At 63.5% G+C, this 17,720-nt stretch carries 16 protein-coding genes; all 16 read left to right on the forward strand.

Annotated features, from left to right (window positions below; translation table 11 throughout):
• Nucleotide 1: 1 nt before the first annotated feature.
• The 16 genes from traV to QZM72_RS22910 are packed head-to-tail and all read left to right on the forward strand — an operon-like array spanning nucleotide 2 to nucleotide 17,702.
• Nucleotides 2–679 (forward strand): type IV conjugative transfer system lipoprotein TraV, encoded by a 678-nt coding sequence (gene traV, locus QZM72_RS22835; RefSeq protein ID WP_301739296.1) that lies wholly within the window; start codon nucleotides 2–4, stop codon nucleotides 677–679.
• 14 nt (nucleotides 680–693) lie between these two features.
• Nucleotides 694–3,291 carry a type IV secretion system protein TraC gene (traC, locus tag QZM72_RS22840; RefSeq protein WP_301739297.1) on the forward strand — a complete coding sequence of 866 codons (2,598 nt, stop codon included), beginning with the start codon at nucleotides 694–696 and terminating at the stop codon, nucleotides 3,289–3,291.
• Between the two features lie 2 nt (nucleotides 3,292–3,293).
• Nucleotides 3,294–3,662, forward strand: a complete 369-nt coding sequence (locus QZM72_RS22845; protein WP_105819109.1) for a TrbI F-type domain-containing protein — start codon at nucleotides 3,294–3,296, stop codon at nucleotides 3,660–3,662.
• The gene (locus tag QZM72_RS22850) at nucleotides 3,659–4,168 is read left to right on the forward strand and encodes a S26 family signal peptidase (RefSeq protein ID WP_124076920.1); all 510 of its coding nucleotides are present in this window, start codon (nucleotides 3,659–3,661) and stop codon (nucleotides 4,166–4,168) included. The genes QZM72_RS22845 and QZM72_RS22850 overlap by 4 nt, the downstream gene beginning before the upstream one ends.
• Nucleotides 4,155–4,799, forward strand: coding sequence for a type-F conjugative transfer system protein TraW (traW, locus tag QZM72_RS22855; protein ID WP_186091511.1), 645 nt, complete (start codon nucleotides 4,155–4,157; stop codon nucleotides 4,797–4,799). The genes QZM72_RS22850 and traW overlap by 14 nt, the downstream gene beginning before the upstream one ends.
• 20 nt (nucleotides 4,800–4,819) lie before the next feature.
• Nucleotides 4,820–5,593 (forward strand): hypothetical protein, encoded by a 774-nt coding sequence (locus QZM72_RS22860; RefSeq protein ID WP_186091512.1) that lies wholly within the window; start codon nucleotides 4,820–4,822, stop codon nucleotides 5,591–5,593.
• The gene (locus QZM72_RS22865; protein ID WP_186091513.1) at nucleotides 5,590–6,213 is read left to right on the forward strand and encodes a hypothetical protein; all 624 of its coding nucleotides are present in this window, start codon (nucleotides 5,590–5,592) and stop codon (nucleotides 6,211–6,213) included. Before QZM72_RS22860 ends, QZM72_RS22865 begins: the two co-directional genes overlap by 4 nt.
• Nucleotides 6,210–7,241 carry a conjugal transfer pilus assembly protein TraU gene (traU, locus tag QZM72_RS22870; RefSeq protein ID WP_186091514.1) on the forward strand — a complete coding sequence of 344 codons (1,032 nt, stop codon included), beginning with the start codon at nucleotides 6,210–6,212 and terminating at the stop codon, nucleotides 7,239–7,241. Before QZM72_RS22865 ends, traU begins: the two co-directional genes overlap by 4 nt.
• Nucleotides 7,238–8,026, forward strand: a complete 789-nt coding sequence (trbC, locus tag QZM72_RS22875; RefSeq protein ID WP_301739298.1) for a type-F conjugative transfer system pilin assembly protein TrbC — start codon at nucleotides 7,238–7,240, stop codon at nucleotides 8,024–8,026. The genes traU and trbC overlap by 4 nt, the downstream gene beginning before the upstream one ends.
• A complete protein-coding gene (locus QZM72_RS22880) occupies nucleotides 8,026–9,312 on the forward strand; it encodes a hypothetical protein (RefSeq protein ID WP_301739299.1) in 1,287 nt (428 codons plus the stop codon). Before trbC ends, QZM72_RS22880 begins: the two co-directional genes overlap by 1 nt.
• The gene (locus tag QZM72_RS22885) at nucleotides 9,279–10,586 is read left to right on the forward strand and encodes a conjugal transfer protein TraN (RefSeq protein WP_301739300.1); all 1,308 of its coding nucleotides are present in this window, start codon (nucleotides 9,279–9,281) and stop codon (nucleotides 10,584–10,586) included. The genes QZM72_RS22880 and QZM72_RS22885 overlap by 34 nt, the downstream gene beginning before the upstream one ends.
• On the forward strand, nucleotides 10,583–10,987 hold the full coding sequence (locus QZM72_RS22890; protein WP_301739301.1) for a hypothetical protein: 405 nt from the start codon (nucleotides 10,583–10,585) through the stop codon (nucleotides 10,985–10,987). The genes QZM72_RS22885 and QZM72_RS22890 overlap by 4 nt, the downstream gene beginning before the upstream one ends.
• 13 nt (nucleotides 10,988–11,000) lie before the next feature.
• Nucleotides 11,001–11,516, forward strand: a complete 516-nt coding sequence (locus QZM72_RS22895) for a hypothetical protein (protein WP_301739302.1) — start codon at nucleotides 11,001–11,003, stop codon at nucleotides 11,514–11,516.
• The gene (locus QZM72_RS22900; RefSeq protein ID WP_301739303.1) at nucleotides 11,513–12,322 is read left to right on the forward strand and encodes a conjugal transfer protein TraF; all 810 of its coding nucleotides are present in this window, start codon (nucleotides 11,513–11,515) and stop codon (nucleotides 12,320–12,322) included. Before QZM72_RS22895 ends, QZM72_RS22900 begins: the two co-directional genes overlap by 4 nt.
• Nucleotides 12,322–13,767 carry a conjugal transfer protein TraH gene (locus QZM72_RS22905; RefSeq protein WP_301739304.1) on the forward strand — a complete coding sequence of 482 codons (1,446 nt, stop codon included), beginning with the start codon at nucleotides 12,322–12,324 and terminating at the stop codon, nucleotides 13,765–13,767. Before QZM72_RS22900 ends, QZM72_RS22905 begins: the two co-directional genes overlap by 1 nt.
• A 2-nt stretch (nucleotides 13,768–13,769) precedes the next feature.
• Complete coding sequence (locus tag QZM72_RS22910) at nucleotides 13,770–17,702, forward strand: conjugal transfer protein TraG N-terminal domain-containing protein (protein WP_301739305.1); 3,933 nt, start codon at nucleotides 13,770–13,772, stop codon at nucleotides 17,700–17,702.
• Nucleotides 17,703–17,720: the final 18 nt, after the last annotated feature.

Genomic DNA, 17,720 nt, shown 5'->3' on the forward strand with positions numbered 1-17,720 from the left:
CATGATGAGCCGCACCATTTTCGTGGCGTCCACCGCCCTCCTCTCGTTGACCGCATGCAGTTTCAGCGGATACGACGCCAGTTCCTCGTTCGCTTGCAAGGCGCCCGAAGGCGTTCTCTGCAACAGCATGTCGGGCATCTACGCCAACGCGATGGCCCACAACCTGCCGGAGCAGCGCGTCCATACCGGCTCGGGCGCGACCACGAATGTGACGCTCGGCAGCTACGCGAAGGACGTCGACGCTGGGCACAGCACATCGGGCGCGCCGCGCGGCACGCTGGCCGCGGCCGGCGCCGCTCCCATGGGCATTCTCCCGCGTGCGCTCGACAGCGGCGCGCCGGTGCGCACGGCGTCCCGCGAGATGCGGATCTGGTTCGCGCCCTGGCAAGACGCGGATGCGGACCTCCATGACCAAGAATACGTCTACCTGATCGTGGATTCCGGCCACTGGTCGATCGCGCACAACCAGGAGCGCATCCGCGCCGCTTTCCGGCCCGTGATGCCGCCGATCGCGGTCCCTGCGCCGGCTGGCAGCGATGGCAAGGCGTCCAACACGGGGGCCAGCGCGGACTCCCTGCCCTCTGCGGCGTCCAATGCCGATCGCGTCATGCAAGGCATCCTCACGCCGGGCGGCGCCGTCGATCGTGCTGCGACGATGCCCGGCATCGCCGATCGCTGATTGCGGAGCCGGCCATGACGACCTTGCAAACCTGGATCGACGACGCGAAGAAGCTCGCCCGAACTGCGCTTACCGAGGCCATCCTGGGCACGGAGGATGATCTCGGCCCGCCGGCGCCAACGGCGGCGCAGCAGCGCCTCGTCGAGACGGTCGGGCTCCACCAGTTGCTGCCCTATGACCAGTACGACGAGACGACCGGGCTCTACTACAACACGGATTCAGTGGGGTTTGTGCTCGCCGTCGCACCGCAGACCGGTGCCGACGCGCAGTTGGCGGCGAACCTGCTTGGCCTCTATGACTCGGTCCCGGCCGGCTGTGGCGTTCAGTGGATGCTGCTGGCTGATCCCATCGTCGAAGAGACGCTGAACGCTTACATCGATCTGCGCGAACAGCATGCCAATACCGGACGCGTGCCGCTGTTCTACCTTGAGCAGGCCAAGCGCCGCATCGCGTCCGTCCGCTCGAAGCTCGGCAAGCCGCTGTTCCCGGGCCAGAACTACACGATCACGGAAAAGCGGCTGATGTTGTCGATCGTGCGCAAGGGATCGTCCGACGACGTGAAGCTGCGCGAGGAGTTTCAGAACCTACGGGAGGTGGTGATCGCCACCCTGCGCGCCGCGAGTCTCGCGAGCCGAACCGCCGAGCCAAACGATCTCATCCGCTTTCTCTGGCCGATCCTGAATCCGGAGTCGTTCTTCGGCAACGGTGCCGACATCCTCGAGCAGACGTATAGCGACGATCGACCCATCCGTGACCAGCTCACGGCCTTCGGTCACCACGCACGGGTTCGCGCGAAGCAACTGCTGTTCGGCGTGCCGCCCGAGGAGCCAGGCGAAGATGACGAGCGCATCGCCGTGCGTAGCTTTGGGGTTCAGAAGTATCCGGAGCACAAGGAACTCTGGGAGATGAACAACATCATCGGCTCGCTGTTCAACGATGTCCATCAATACCCCTGTCCCTATCTGATTACCTGTGGCGTGATGATCGTGGATCAGACCGCCATGGAGACGCGCGCCGCGATCCGCGGTGCGCGAGCGACACAGAACGCGGCATCCAAGATCGCTCAGATGCAGCCGGAGCTCGCGCTACAGAACCGTGATTGGAAGGCCGTCAACATGCAGCTGCAGATGGGCGGCTCGATGTGCGAGATGTATCACACGTTGACGCTCTTCGCCCCGCCGAAGCAGATGGGGCGATGCGTCGCAGCGGCCGAGGGCATCTGGCGGTCCGAGCGCTTCAGCAAACTGTTCCCGATGTTGACGCAGCAGCTCACGACGTTCCTCGCGGCCATGCCGATGATGCTCACGAGCGACCTACGCGACGACCTCAAGAAATTTCGCCTGATCACGACCAAGACAACCGTCAATGCGACGGACATGGCACCGGTACTCGGGGAATGGGGCGGCACCGACGGGCGAGCCAGCCTGTTGTTCTTCGGCCGGCGGGGTACGCCTACCTTAGTCGATCCCTATGCCAGCTCGACCAATTACAACGGTTTTGTCGACGGGACGTCGGGCGCCGGCAAATCGGTTCTGATGAACGACATCATCTCCGCCTACCGGTCAGTCGGCGGGATCATCCGAATTTGCGATGTTGGCTACTCCTACGAGAAGCAGATCGACATGGCCGGCGGACAGTACATCGACTTCAAGCCGGGTTCGGGGATCGTCATCAACGCATTCTCAACGGCGGGTCTGGATGCCGAGAACGGGATCGACAGCGAGGTCAAATTCATTCGGCCGATTATCGCGCGGATGGTGTCGCCTAATGCGCCGATCGAGCCATTCGAGGGCGCACTGCTAGACATTGCTGTTCGTCAGGTCTGGAATGACTATGGGCAGGATGGTAGCCCCACGCGGGTCCGCGCGGCTCTCATGGCGTTGAAGGATCAGAACCAGCTACCTGAGCGGGTTGCCTACGAGCTTGCGGTTCGCCTTGAGCCTTTTTGTGAGGACGGCGTCTACGGTCGGTACGTGAACGGCAAGACCAACGTGCGCCTCGACAACGAAGTCGTAGGACTTGAACTCGAGCACCTCAATAGCGATCCCCAGCTGCGTACCGTGATCTTGCTCGGCTTCACCAATCAGGTGACCAACGAGATGTATCGCTTCGACCGATCTCGGCCGAAGCTCTTCCTGACCGACGAGGGCTGGCAAATCGTCGGTGACGACCAGGAGACGGCCGACTTCATGGAAGAGGGCTATCGCCGCGCTCGCAAGTACGAGGGCAGCTTCTTCTTCGCGACGCAGGGGATCGACGACGCCGGTATGAACAAGGCGACGCAGGCGGCATTCGGCAATTCCGCTTGGAAGTATCACCTCATGCAGAGCAAGGACACGATTAACAAGATCTCGAACGGCGAGGTGATGAATCTGTCTCCCGGCCTCAAGCGCATGCTCTTGTCGCTGGCGCCAGTGCCCGGGCGATACAGCGAGTTCGTTCTCGTTGATCCGAACGGCGGCACGCACCTGCTTCGCCACATTCCCGACGAATTCACCCTGGCCATGGCGACGACCAAAGGGCCTGCCTTCGAGTTCATGCAGCGACTTCGCGCGGGTGGCATGTCCACCGAGGACGCGATTCGCGCCTTCATCGAATCCAAACGGAACTGATCATGCGCCACGACCTGGTTTTGACCGGCATCATTTCCGTGGGCACTTCGCTCGTGCTCGGCGGCATCCTCGGCTTCGCCTGGACGAGCCATCACCAAACCGCCCCTGTCGTGGTAGTCGACGTGCAGAAGCTCATCAGCGACGAGCAAGAAGCCCTGCTGAAGACCTTCAACAACGGCGACCCGGTCCACATGACCGACGACGCGAAGAACAAGGCGACCCAGCATGCCGGCGACTATGCCAAGCGCCTGTCCGCCGCGCTGGACCAGCTCGGTGCCGAGTGCGGCTGCGTGGTGGTGAACAAGGCCGCCGTGCTGGCCGGCGCCGCGCCGGACCTGACCGACCAGGTGTCGCGGGGGATCGCGAAGTGATCGTCCTCGTCGCCTACGCCACGCGACTCGCGCGGTATCGCCGGTTCGTCCGGTCGATGCTTGCGCTGTCGCTCGCGGCCGCGATCGCCTGGAGCCTCACGCCTTGGTATGGGCTGACGTTCAACATGTCGACGAGCCTCCCGGGGACGCTGTATTTCATCCGCAAGCGCGTGTTCCAGCCGACCGTCGGCGACACGATCGCGTTCCGTTGGCATGGCGGCGCCACCTATCCAGCTGGCCTCACGTTCATCAAGCACGTCGCCGGCGTGCCAGGCGATGTCGTTCGTGTCGTCGGGCGAGAGGTGTGGGTCAATCAGACCTATATCGGCTACGCCAAACCGCTTTCGTTGGCGGGCCTGCCGCTGTTTCCGACCGCACCTGGCGTGATCCCGCCCGGGCACTACTTCGTAGCCACGCCCAACCCTAACAGCCTCGATTCGCGCTATGCGATCGCCGGCACCGTGCCCCAATCCGCCATTGTCGGGGAGGCCTATGAAATTTTCTAAGTGCCACATTGTGTTCGGCCTGGTCGCGCTTGTTGTCGCAGTGGCCGGGGCTCACGCCGAGGACCTGGGCGTGGTCGGGCCGACCTATCCGATCGCTGAGCACGACGCGATCGCCATGCTCAAGCACCGCCTGCTCGAGATGCAGGCCAACGGCGGCCTCGCCGCGATCGACGCGCGGGCGCGCCAGCGCGCTCTACGTGACATCAAGGACCTGCCAGCCGTGCCAGGCCTGTCCACCGTCACCGAATACGCGAGCCGGTTGATCGATCCGACCGTGACCTACGCCAAGCCCATCACGAACGACGAGGGCGCCGTGATCGTCCCTGCCGGTACGCGGATCAATCCGCTCGACGTCGTGACGCTGCACGAGCGCCTGGTCTTTTTCGACGGTCGCGATCCGGCGCAGGTGAAGGCGGTTCAGGCGCTGGCCAGCCGCGACGGAACCGCCGTCAAGCCGATTCTCACGGGCGGCTCCTGGTTCGATCTGACGAAGTCGTGGAAGCGCCAGGTGTTTTTCGATCAGCAGGGGCGCCTCACGCAGCGATTTGGCATCACCCGCGTGCCGGCCGTGATCAGCCAGCAAGGCAACCAGCTGCTGCTCGAGGAAGAGCCGGCAGCGCAGCTGCGATGACGGGCAAGGAGAGAGCAAGCATGACGGAATTCGACCACATCGACGTCACCGCGATGCATATCGTGCGGTCGGTCGGCTCGGCCGTGACGACGTTCGCTTTTGCTGACGTCCTAAAAACGGTCCAGGACGTGGCACGTGAGCATGGTTATGTCTTCATTCGCTGTGGACGGCACGACACCCTGCCGCACACCCTCATGACGAGCATGCGCGAGTCGCTGTCCCGGCAGCTGCGAGCCCGACTCTTCACGGATTGTGGCGACCGAACGTGCCGAGCGCTGCTTACCGACGTGCTGCTTGCGCTCGAGGAGCAAGGTATCGGTCTGGTCATTGATCCGCACGTGATCGCGTCCGAGACGCTCGCGCGTGCCCGTCAGCTCGCATCGGCGAGCACCGGCGAATCGATGCCAGGTGGTGAAACGGCCGCCCGCGCTCCGACTATCGGTATGCAGGCCAGTCCCAGCCAGACTAACCGCGCCCGCGGTCTGCTGGAACTCCCGCCGGGCGTCCAACGGCGTCTGCGCACCTTGGCGGTGGTCAGCGCCTTCATCGCTGGTGGTGTTTTTGCCTTCGTGATGCTGCCAACGGGCTGGAGGCTGGCGGAACAGCTCTTCTCATTCGGTGATCGGATCGCCGCCCACCTGCTTCCCGCGGACGCAACTGACAAGCCGGTACCCCTTGCGGTCGCAACGCCGCCAGGGGTCCTGAACGAGCCGGTTTTGCGTCGGCCACAGCCGCATCTTATGCGCCAGCGAAAAGGCGTACCGCAGTCCATTAATGGAGAGGATCAGCAATGAACGACGTCATGAGCGTGGATATTACGGAGAACTCGATTGGGGCTAGCCCGCTGCAGCTCACGGTCGATGTCGTGGGGGACCAGGTGGTCGTGTCCGGCGGTGGTGTGGTGGCGACGTTCAGTTGGCGTGTTGAAGGCGACGCCGCCGCCAAGCGTTTTGCTGCACAGCCGATGGACCACGGACCCGATGCGAATGCCGAGAACAGCTTCCGGGTCGTGTTGGTTGATTCCCCGGCTCAAGTCGTCGCTGAAAGGCTGACCAGGGAACAAGCAGATGAGTTGGTTCGCCGCATTACCGAGGGAATCAAGGTGCAACTTGGCGTCTCCTCCGAGGGCGTTAATGACATGGCGCCGACACCGGAGCCGATGACGCTGAAGGACTACGCACTGGTAGCGGCCGGAATGGTGGCTTGCCTCGTTCTGGGAGTCGTACTTATCGTGGCGCCCTTCGTTGCGCTGTACTACTTTCTCAGGTCTGTCGGCCTCGACGGTGCGGCTAACGTGCTTGTGAATACGGGCGTGCTTGCAATTGTGATGGGCGTGGTGATTGCGTGCCTCGCTATGCCGTTCATCTCTCTCGTCAGGTTGGTGCAGGCGTTCCAAGGCGGCCATCGATCATGAGGCCGGCGTCTCTACTTCGGCGTTGGTATGTCACGCTGGCGTTGGTGCTGAGCGCAGCGGGCCTGCCGACGTCTGCGGACGCCGGCCAGTGCGTCGGCCGTTTCGCGAACCCGATCACCGACATCTGTTGGGAATGCGCGTTTCCGATGGCCATCGGCAGCGTGACGTTCCTCAGCCAGGGCCAGGACGACACCACCAACCCGGGTGGGTTCCTCTGCTTCTGCAACGGTACGTTCGGCGTCAAGTTCAGCTTCTGGGAGCCGATCCGGCGCGTCGACGTCACGCGCTCGCCCTACTGCTTCGTGTCGCTCGGCGGGATCTCGCTGAATCCCGGCATTCGTGCGCCGGAGGGTGAGGTGCGCGAACAGAAGGACGACACCAAGCAGAGCTTCTACCAGGTTCACTGGTACACCGACCCCGTCATGTACTACACCGAGATCTTGCTCGACGATCCCTGCATGGAGACCGGCAGCTTCGACGTCGCCTACATGACCGAGGTCGACCCGACCTGGAGCGACGACGACCTGACCGCCCTCCTCGAGCCCGAAACCTACCTGTTCGGCAGCCCCATCGCGCAAGCAGCGTGTGCCGGCGACTGCGTCCTATCGAGCCTTGGCTTCGGCAGCAACCTGTTGTTCTGGTGCGCCGGCTGCAACGGCTCGATCTATCCGTTCAACGGGCACGTCCAGGCCCACGTCTCGGCCATCCAGGCGTCCTCGCTGCTGGTCGAGCGCATGACCGCGAAGCTGCATCGTGAAGGGCTGATGTGGGGCACGACGGGCGACGATGCCATGTGCGGCTATTACCTGCAGCCGGTGATGGACAAGACCCAATACAAGTACACGATGCTCTATCCGGTCGCCCAGACCGACAAGATCAACGGCCAGTGCTGCCAGCCTTACGGGCGCAGTTCCGCCCTGTGGGGTGCCGGGAAAATGATCCCCTACACAGGCGAGGACTTCGCCTACGAGATCTTCCGCAAGCGCAACTGCTGCATGGGCGCCAATCTCGGAGATCTGCCCCAATGAACCGGCTTTCCCTTTCCATCGCCGCCGCGGGCCTGATCGGGGTTATCGCCCTCCCCGCCAGCGGGCAGACGCTGTCGAGCGATGCGCTCGCGCGCGAGCAGCAGCAGATCAACGCGTCGCGCCAGGCGACTTTCGATGCGGCCGCGAGCGGCGCTGATCGCTTCCGAGGTGCGTTCCCGGCCTCCGGTGCGATCGATGCGGAGATGCGGCGCATCCAGGGCGATCGCGACCGTCAGATGGGCCAGGCGGCCGCGAAAGCGGCGCACGACGGCAATGCCTTCCCGAACCTGCCCACGCCGGCGCCGAGCGCGGCGAGTGCGGATCCGCTCGCTGTCGCCAAGCGCTATGAGAGCCGGACGCAGCGCCGCGTGACCGACTCGTTCGTGGCGTTCGCCAGCTTCTCCATGCCGGCCGCCTCGCTGGTTCGTCTGGTCAAGACAATGAACCAGGCCGGCGGCACCGTGGTGATGCGCGGCTTCAAGGACGACTCCCTGAAGGCCACTGCCGCTGAAATGCAGCGGCTCGGCATCGCCTCCGGCGGCATCGTCGTGAATCCCAAGGCGTTCACCCAGTACCGCGTCGCCCGCGTGCCGGCCTTCGTGGTCACCCAAGGCGGCGACGCCAGCAACCAGGTCGACAGCAGCGGGTGCGCCCTGCCGTCTTCGTATGTCTCGATCTCGGGTGACGTGACGCCTGCCTACGCCCTGCGCCAGATCGTCGATCACAGCCCGTCCTACGCCGGTATCGCGGGACGCTACCTGCGCGCCCTGGGGGACGTCGAGTGATGCCCACGACGTCGACACTGCGCCGATTCGCCCCGCTTGCGATCGCTACTGCCCTTGCGGCGGTGGGCGTCCGCGCGCTGGCCGACGGCCCGACCACCGCATCGGCTTTCGGCGAAGGCCAGTCGTTCGGGACCACCGGCATGAACGCGGCCCACGGCAGCATTTTCGGCGGTGGCGCGAACGTGCCGAATTACACGAACCAGGACGACCAGTTGACGCCGCTGTATGGCGGCGGCCAGGGCGCGCTCGGCCCCGCCGGGACGGGCAAGGAAGCCGACTGCTCGACGCAGCCGGCCAATCCCAGCGCCTACTGGCAGCAGGAATGCGACGCAGTGAATTACCTGGCCAAGAAGCCGCCGAACCGTCTGCCTATCAGGGCCAGCGACCCGATCGTCACCGGCAGCACCGGGACGATCAACAACCCGGGCACGACCACCGGCACCCAAGACTGCCATAACGTGACGTCGACCGTGCCGGCCACCTACAAGAAGGAAACCTGCGAGCAGGCGGTGGGCACGCAGACCTATACCTGCAACCGCATCAACGATCCGGTCTGTACCGAGCCCTACCAGGGCTGCGCCGCCGGCGGCGTCGTCGAGGGCAGCTTCAACGGCGGCTTCGCGTCGCGTCTCGCCTCCAACTCCGCACTGTGGAACTTCGGCGCGGACACCGGCTACCACGACAACACGGGGTATACCGGCTTCACCGTCTCGAGCTCGATGAGCTTCACCGTCCAGAATCTCGGGCAGATCGGCACTGCGGTCATCAGCCAGATCACGGCGAGCAACACTTTGCGCAGCGTCGACGTCAATGGCGTGACGGTCTATTCCGACGCCCCGGACGGCGGCCGCGTGCTGCAGTGCGGCCAGGCGCAGTTGCCGCCGAATTCGGATGGCACGCCAGGCAGCCTCTCGGCTGGCAATCTGGCGGCGCCGCTCGCCGGCGCGGTATTCAACAGCGGTCCCACGGGCAACGGCATTCGAAGCGTCTGCTCGGATAAAACCGCGTTCACAGCCGATGGCGGCCTCACCGAATATCGGGCGTTCTTCCGGTTTGGCACCCACTACGAGGGCAACCCGTCGACCATCTCGCCGAACACCGACATCCGCCAGTACCTGCACGAGGGCGTTAACACCGTCGAGATCCAGGCGGCAATCGGGGGCTACGGGTTCGATGGCGGCGGCGATGCACGCGTCCAGCTGACGCTGAACCAGATCTGCACGGCGACCTGCACGCCGAACTGGATCGACCAATGCACCTCTTTCGAGCGGCGGGCGGCGCAATGATGGCTCGCGCCCTTTCTCACCTCGCGCGCGCGCTCCAGGGCGTCGGCCTGGCCGTCGCCCTGCTCGCGGCGCCGGCGGCCAAGGCGGTGCCGACCTGCCAGCTGACGGGATCCACCTGCGTCGAGCCGGCCGCCACCCGCGTGATCAACGGCATCTCGGTCTATCAGGATTGCTGGAACTACCAAGATACGTATGAATGCCAGGCGGCGTCGGCTGTCAACGACTGTACGCCGCTGCAGCAGCAAGGATGTGGCCTGGTCGACCAACAATGCGTGTCGTACAACGACGCGTCGCCGGGCAGCTGCGACACGATGCAGTACACCTACCAGTGTCTGGATACGCCGGCGCACACCACCACGGTCACGCAGTGCACCAACACGATGTGCGCGCCGGGCGCCGGCTGCTTCTCCTCGAGCAGCAGCCCGGATGGGGCGCTCGGCCAGGTCGTGAGCGGCCTCGAGACCGGCCGAGAAGCCGGTGCCTACGGCGTGGATGGCGCCGGCAACGTCAACATCTTCAAGGGCTACGACAGCAGCTGCTCGATCAAGGTGCTGGGGGGCGTCGAGATCAAGAGCTGCTGCACGAGCAATGGCGGCGGCGGAGCGTATACCAACAACGCCATCTCCGGCGCGGCGGTCAGCGCTGGGCTTTCGGTGGCCGGCAGCGCGGCCAAGCAGGGTATCGCCCTCGGGTCGAAGTACGTCTATGACCAGTTGTACCAGACGGTCGACAGCACGCTGGTGAATTCCGGCTTGCGCCAGATGGGATCCTGGGCCACGAGCGTGCTCGACAAGCCTGGGACATTCGGCGTCTATGGGTTTCAGTTCTCGTTTTCGCTGTCCAACGGCTTTCAATTCGTCGAGTTCAATCCGACGATTTTCGCTGCCGAAATTGCCGCCCAGCTGATCCAAATGTGGCTTGCCTGTAGCCAGGACGAGCAGGTCCTGAGCCTCAAGCGCGGTCAGAACCTGTGCGTCCAATACAACCAAGGCTGCTCCAAGCGCGTGCTCGGCGTGTGCGTCGAGGAGAAGAAGAGCTACTGCTGCTTCAACTCCCTGATCGCGAAGATCGTCAATCAGCAGGGCAAGGCCCAGCTCGGCATCCCGTTCGCCGGTTGCGGCGGGTTCACCGCCGACCAGCTGCAGCAGATCGATTTCTCGAAGATCGACTTCACCGAGTTCGTTAATTCCATTCAGTCCAAGGCGGTCGACCAGGACGCGATCCTGCAGCGCGTGCAGCAGGCGATCAGCAGTGGCAAGGGGGTATCCCAATGAAACGGCTTCTCTTCCACGTCGCCGCCGTGGCATTGCTGGCGGCCGCACCCACAGCCCGCGCCAGCAGCTATGACGACTTCAGCGCCGTGCTGGTCGACGCGATCGATCACGGCACCTCGTTTGGTGCCCTGCGCGGGCCTGTTGCCCATTCGCTTACCGAGAAGCTGCACGCCAACGGCCCGGTTTACGTCGCTGCGCGCCCGATCGGCGATCTGTCCCGCGCGGGCTGCAAGCGCCTGGATGTGCTGTTCGACATCCGCGGCGTGCAGACCGATTCCGGAGAAACCAGCGGCCGGCTCGACTTGAAGATGAATTATTGCCGCGACGGCGTGCCGCCGATCGGCTTGTCCGAACGCGGTGCATCGGGCGCCCCGCAGGCCGACACCTCCTCAATTCACTGAGCGGAGATTTTGTATGAGCGACGAATCGTATTTCTTCCTGCGCCAGTTGCGTCCGAGGTGGATCTTTCCGCTGCTGCTGAGCGTGCCGACATACGTGCGGCGGTTCTTCTTTGTTGCGGTTCTGGTCCCGTGCAGCGTGCCGCTTGCGGCGATTTTCCTCAACAACTTTGGCTCCATTACCGCAACTACTCAAGTCGTGTTAGAGATGGCAGCCGGAACCGGAACGGATCCGAACGTGATTACGGTTCATACGTGCGACGACGACTTTGTTCGGTCCGGCGAGCACGACTTTGAGCCCCATGCGTGCAGCCATTTCCGCACCGACAACGTGCCCATCGCGAAGCTTGCCGCCGATAGCGCCAAATGGTTGCGCGTCGAATACCTCTGCATCGTGTTCATTACATGGATAGTTTGCGCCTACGGATGGCGGCCCACGCCGCTTGGCTTCTATCTCAAACGGCACCGCGCTAGGGACTCCGGCAATGCCGAGTCTTCCCACCGAGCACCGGCACATGGAGACGAGAAATGACACGTCTGCACTATGTCGGCCTCGCGATGGTGAGCTCGATCGTGGCTATGACGATCATGTCGTCGACCGCGGACGCCGCGGGAGGCGATTATCCGTCCGCTTGGCAATGCGACGGCCAGGCGAAATTCAACTGGTATTGCGACGACGAGGAGCCTGCGGCGCCGGCAGCGGCGAGCGCGCCGAAGCTGGAAGACACCGACGACTTCGACAAGATCAAGTCGGCCGACGAGATGCGCGAGATGTTGAAGCACCGGCTCGACGTCGCCACCATGGATCCGTCGCCGGAGCACCTCCGCGCCTATATGAAGCTCTCGATGTACATCCAACAGAAGAGCGCAACTTTCGCTGACATCTGGCAGCGGCAGCGTTGGCAGAACCCGAGCCTCGATTACTCCCTCAAGCGCCCGACCAACAACGTGGCGGTGCATACCTATGACCAGGTCCGAGACTCGGACCAGGACGCACAGCTGCGCGCGCTCGCCGAGAAGCATGGGCTGATCTTCTTCTTCCGCTCGGACTGCCCGTACTGCCATGCGATGGCGCCCACGATCCAACTGCTCGCCCAGCGCTATGGCATCGACGTCCTGCCCGTTTCGCTCGACGGCCGCGGCATCCCGGGATTCCCGAGCCCCACTCCGGACCAGGGGCAGGCCGCGACCTGGGGCGTCCAGCAGGTACCGGCGCTGTTCATCGCGTCGAAGGAGACGGGCGACCACGCCATGATCGGCTCCGGAACACTGTCCCTCCAAGACATCATCGATCGCATCTTCGTCCTGACGGCCTCGAAGCCGGGGGAGCTCTTCTAATGAAACCGACCCGCTGGTTCGCCGCAGTCACCGCCACCATCATGATCGCCGCCCCCGTTTGTGCGCAGGCGATGTCGATGCAACAGGTGTTCGACTCGATCAATTCGATGGGTAACGTCTCGAGCCCGCGCGCCCTTCAGGGCGAGACGATGGACATGTACAGCGGCGGCAGCGTCTTCATGCGAACGCCCCACAAGACCTACCAGCTCGCCAGCGTGACCGCCCCGGATTGGGGTGCCGGGTGCGGCGGCATCGACCTATTCGCCGGCGGCTTCAGCTTCATCAACAAGGAGCAGTTCGTCGCCCTGCTGCGCAACATTGGCTCCAATGCGCTGGGCTACGCATTCAAGCTGGCGCTGCAGAACCTCTGTCCGACCTGCGACAACGTCATGCAGTCGCTGCAGACGATCGCGCGCGACGTCAATCGCATGAACATCGACTCGTGCCAGGCCGCCGAAGGCATCGTCAATGCCGTGACGCCGGTGGCGTGGAAGAAGGAGCAGACCAACCTCGCCGACACGCTCGGGCCGTTCACGAACCTGTATTCGGACATGACGGATGCCTGGACGAACACGGGCAACAGCGCCGCCCAGGCCGCGCAGACGATCAACACGGCCACCGCGTCGAATGCGAACCTGGCGGCCAAGCAACCCTATGGCAACGTGACCTGGCAGGCGCTGCAGCAACTGCCCGACCTGAGCGACTCCGACCGGGAATTTCTCATGTCGCTCGTCGGCACCGTCATTTTTCCCGACCCGTCGGATTCCGGCGGCAGCGAGGTCAACCCGGTATTCCTGCCGCGCATCGGCAGCCTGTCGGTGCAGGAGCTGGTCGGCAACGATCCGTCGTCCGACACGGGCGGCACGATCCAGGTGTATGTCTGCGACGAGACGTCGAAGTGCCTGAACCCCTCGGTGCAGGAGATCGGCTACACCACCTTCCGCACGCTCGTCCAACAGAAGCTGCAAGTGATCACCAACGCGATCGCGTCGCGTTCGGCGATCCCTAACCCGGACGACACGTTCCGGTTTCTCAGCATGACCGACCTGCCGGTCTACAAGATGATCGCGATCGGTACGCGGTTGAACAATTCGGCCCTGGCTGACCAGCTGCTGAGCACCTACCAGTCCCTGATCGCGGCCAAGTATGCCGAGGCCTATATCCACGGCTCGGCCGAGGATCTGCGCCGCGCGATTGCCCGTTACAGCACGGTGAAGTCGAGCACCTCGCTCCTTGACCAGGCGACGAAGCTCAACGGCAATATCGACACGGTCGAAGCCGAGGCACGCAGCGTCGTGATGCAGGCCTTCAGTCAGACGTCGAACGCGTGGGCGCTGGTCGAGCAGCTCCAGTCGATCGAGCGTGCCGTGCATGCCAACGTCTCGGCCTCGCTGCGCAGCTCGCTCGCGTTCGGCCAGACCCTGACGTCGGGGGGCACCCAATGAACATGGAAATCGACACCTACGGCAATGTCGATTCCCTGTACTACGTGATGCAGGGCGTCGCGTCGTTCATGGGTAGCGGCACCTGGACGGGGCTCATCAGGTACACCCTGCTGTGCGGCGTGGTGATCTGGACCGTCGTCGCGATCGGCCGCAAGGGCACGGAACTCTTCCGCTGGTTCGCCGGCGCCATGCTGATGACGCAGCTGCTGTTGGCGCCGGTGGAGAACGTGTTCATCTCCGACGTCAATAACGTTCAGCCGACCCGTGAGGTGGACCATGTGCCGGTGTTCCTGGCGGCGCTCGCACAGGGCTTTACGCCCATCTCGCGCGTGCTGACACAAACCTACGAAACCGTGTTCAGCGTCCCGGATTCTCTCACCTTGAAGAAGGGGGACGTCGGTTTTGGGATATCCGTGCTGAAGAAGGTGAACCAGGCCGAGATCACCGATCCTAGCCTGCATGCGGATTTGATGCAGTTCTTCAAGGAATGCACGGTCTACGACATCCAGGATGGGGCGATCGATCCGAAGACCATTATGAACGGTACCGATCCGTTCAATACGGTGTTCACGTCGACCAGCCCGGCGCGATATGTCACGACCAACACGCTGACGGCGAACCCGACGACCGACACGTGCACCGCCACGGGTACGCTGCTGCTGATCCGGGTGCAGGACGCCGAGCAGTCCGCCGAGCAGATCTATGGAAGCGAGATGTACCCGGAGATCTCGGACCCAGGGGCGGCCAAGGCGGCGTTCGTCAACGCCATCGGCGATTCCTACGGGTTCATTCTGCAATCCTCGCAGAACGCGTCGTCTGCCTTACGCCAAGCCATGTTCAACAACGTCTGGCGTCAGGCCGGCGCCGAGCTGCCCGCGATGCTGAACGACCCGGCGCGCGTGGCCGAGGTCAACGCGTTGATGAGCTCCGCGCAGGCGGCCGTGGCCACCAACGGGTCCTTGGCCAGCGTCGCCATTCTGGCCAAGGACACACTGCCGACGGTGCGGAACCAAGCCGAGGCAGTGATCTATTGCGTGTGCCCTCTCGTTTTGATTATGTGCGTGGTCAGTGGCGGTGACGCGGCCAAGAAGATCCTGGCCATGTACGGGAAGACCATCGGCTGGGTGTCGCTTTGGCCCGTGCTGTTCGCGATGATCAACGGCTTGTCGATGATTCGGCTGAGCCACGTGATGCATTCGATGTCGCTTCAGAACGGCGTGCCGTTCGGGATGGCGGCGAAGTTTGGTTCGACGCTGATCGACGAGCAGGCGTTGCTGGGCTACATGGTGATCATCGTGCCCGTCCTTGCCTGGGGGATCCTGAACGTCGCCAGCGCGGGCCTCAACGGTGCGTTTTCGATGCTCTCAAGTGTATTTACCGGTTCCGCGCAGCAGATCGGTGGCCAGCAGGCCCAGGGTAACGAGTCAATCGGCAACGTGCATATGGATTCGTCGTCGATCGATAGCGCGTCGCGCAACGTGACGTCCGCAAACAAGTTCGACAACACGGTTCAGTCGCGCACGGGGTCGATGAACGTGGACACCGGCACCGGGTCCGCTTTCACGAATTTCTCGAACGGGCTGATCGCGCGCACCGACTATCAGAACAGCCTGGGCGTGTCCGCTACCTCGCAACAGGCGTTCGAGCGCTCGCTCGGCACCGATTCGTCGACGGGCATCTCCTCAAACCGCACGAGCTCGGCGTTTGCCGGACGGGAACAGCTCGCCTCTGGCACGACCAGCATGTCAAGCAGCCAGGAGCGGGGTACCACGCAACGCCTTAGCGACGAATCCAGCTCAGGCACCCGCGGATCCACGAGCCAGTCGGGCGAGCGCAGGAATTCGGTGGATCAGCAGTATGGAGTGGATCAGTCTCATTCTGTGGAGGGGCAAACGTCGGTAGGCGGAAAGGGTTCGATTGTACTTGGTGGGCTGTTTGAAAAGTCGTTTGGTGACGATGCAGCTGCCGGAGCCAATCAAGCTACCGGGAGGGCTGGAGGTGCGGCTGGCGGTAGCCAGGGTGGTCGAGGAAACAGTGGTCCGTCGGCAGGCAACGGTGCATCGAGTTCGCCTGGGTTCGACCAAGGCGAAGAAGACCGATTGGCACGGAAAGCGGAAACACTCGGCAAGTCGCCGCAGGAAGTGCAGGCCGTTCGCGACGCATATCGTACGAAAGTAAAAGCGATGGACTACGCGACTGGCGGTGGTACGGGGCGAGGTAGGGCTGGTGGAAAGATTGGCTTTGATATTTCCGGCGAAGGCGGCTACATGAAGTTCTGGCGAAATTCCGACGCTGCGAAATTCGTCGATCAATACGGAAGCTTGGGCGCATTCAGCGAAAACGATCAAGTAGCACACGAGGGTTCGCAGACCCACACTGACGCCACGGGGATGGACTCTGGGCAGCATAGTCGCACCGACCACTCGGCTTCCCTAACCGATCAGGTTTCGTCGGGCTCCCGCGTAGCGGCAGACCTTTCCCGTAGTGCAGACGTTCGGCAGCGGGGTTCTACGCAAACGGTCTCGCGCGTCGATACGTCGACGAACCTCATGACGCCGGAAAACCTGCAGAAGGTCGCTGCCCGCAATGGGATGCGGTATAGCCAACTGATGACGCTGTCCGCTGAGGATCTCGCTCGCCTCGTCTCTGAGGACGCATCCATGCGCGACATCGTGTCACGAAACGGCACGCTACCGACAACGGCGCGAGATGGGACTGCACTGCCGTCCGGGCAGCGCGACATCGTGCGCCAGAACCAGCGGGATCTTGGCAGTGTTGGCGCGGCAGTGCCTGCAGCGTATCAGCGCTTTGCTGGCGCAATCGGGGTCGCCGATACTGCGCCGCTCGACGTTGCAACGCCTATGCCGCAGGTTGTGACAGACGCGCAGCAAGGTGTAGACGCGATGAAGCAGCGGGTCGCAGCCGATTCCGCGGCGCCGATCAAGGAAGTTCGCGATCACGTCGACCCGTCCTCAGACAACAAGCCGCTGATGACTCCAGAGCGTGCGCCTGGCCGGCCGCTGTCATCGACATCGGCGCCGCCGGCAGTGCCGACGCAGCAGCCAAGTGCACCCCGTGATACAGCTTCGCCAGCAGTCTGGGGTAACGAGTTCAGCATTCAACCGACGATATCGAGCAGTGGGGCCGCGTCGCCGAGGGAGGTCGAGCAGTTCCTGCATCCTCAGGAGAACGCGAAGGGACCGACACTGGGTGCCGCACAAAGAGCCGGCGCTGGGCCGGCGCACACCAGCATCGAGCAATCGCAGATGGACCGCAACAGGTCTGCAGGACGCATGCCGGATAGCAGCGGGCCGTCACTTGATGTCGCTCGCGGCGACAGAAATGGGCAGCCGGTTGGTGCCGTTCAGCCCAATTTGTCGGAGGCAAATTTCAGGATCGTGGATCTTGAGTCGGGGCAGCAGGCCTCTCCTAGCTCGCCATCGATGCAACCCACACGTGCGACGCCCGTTACCTTCGGAAGCGGTGAGAGCGCAGACGGCAACCGCGGCAGCAGGCGGTCGGCCGGGGACACGTCGCAGCTGGTGACATCCGGAGTTGCAACTTCTGCGCCGGCCACATCCGAAAAGCACATCGCTTCTGGGCAGCGAGGTCCCTCCAATGACCTGGTTGCTACGCCCGTAGCAGCAGGTCAATCCGAGACCACGAGCAGACGCGGAAATTCGCTGTCGAGTTCCGTCGAACGCGAGCGAGCGGTCAGAGCGGCTTCGATCGGTGAGCAGGGGGATGGCGAGATTGTGGGCAGAGCATCCACCGAGGTCCAACACCAGGTGGAGGCGCCCATGCCGGGACCGGCGACGTCGCCCAGTGCGCTCGTGTCGACGGGGCGTAGTAATCCAGGTTCGGTGGACGCCGGGCAAGTCCAACCGGTCGCTCCTAGCCCTGACTCTTCGAACGCTGAAACGGACAACCAATAAAAAGGGGCCTTGCAGCCC

This window comes from Burkholderia sp. AU45388, assembly GCF_030481585.1.
GTDB lineage: Bacteria > Pseudomonadota > Gammaproteobacteria > Burkholderiales > Burkholderiaceae > Burkholderia > Burkholderia sola.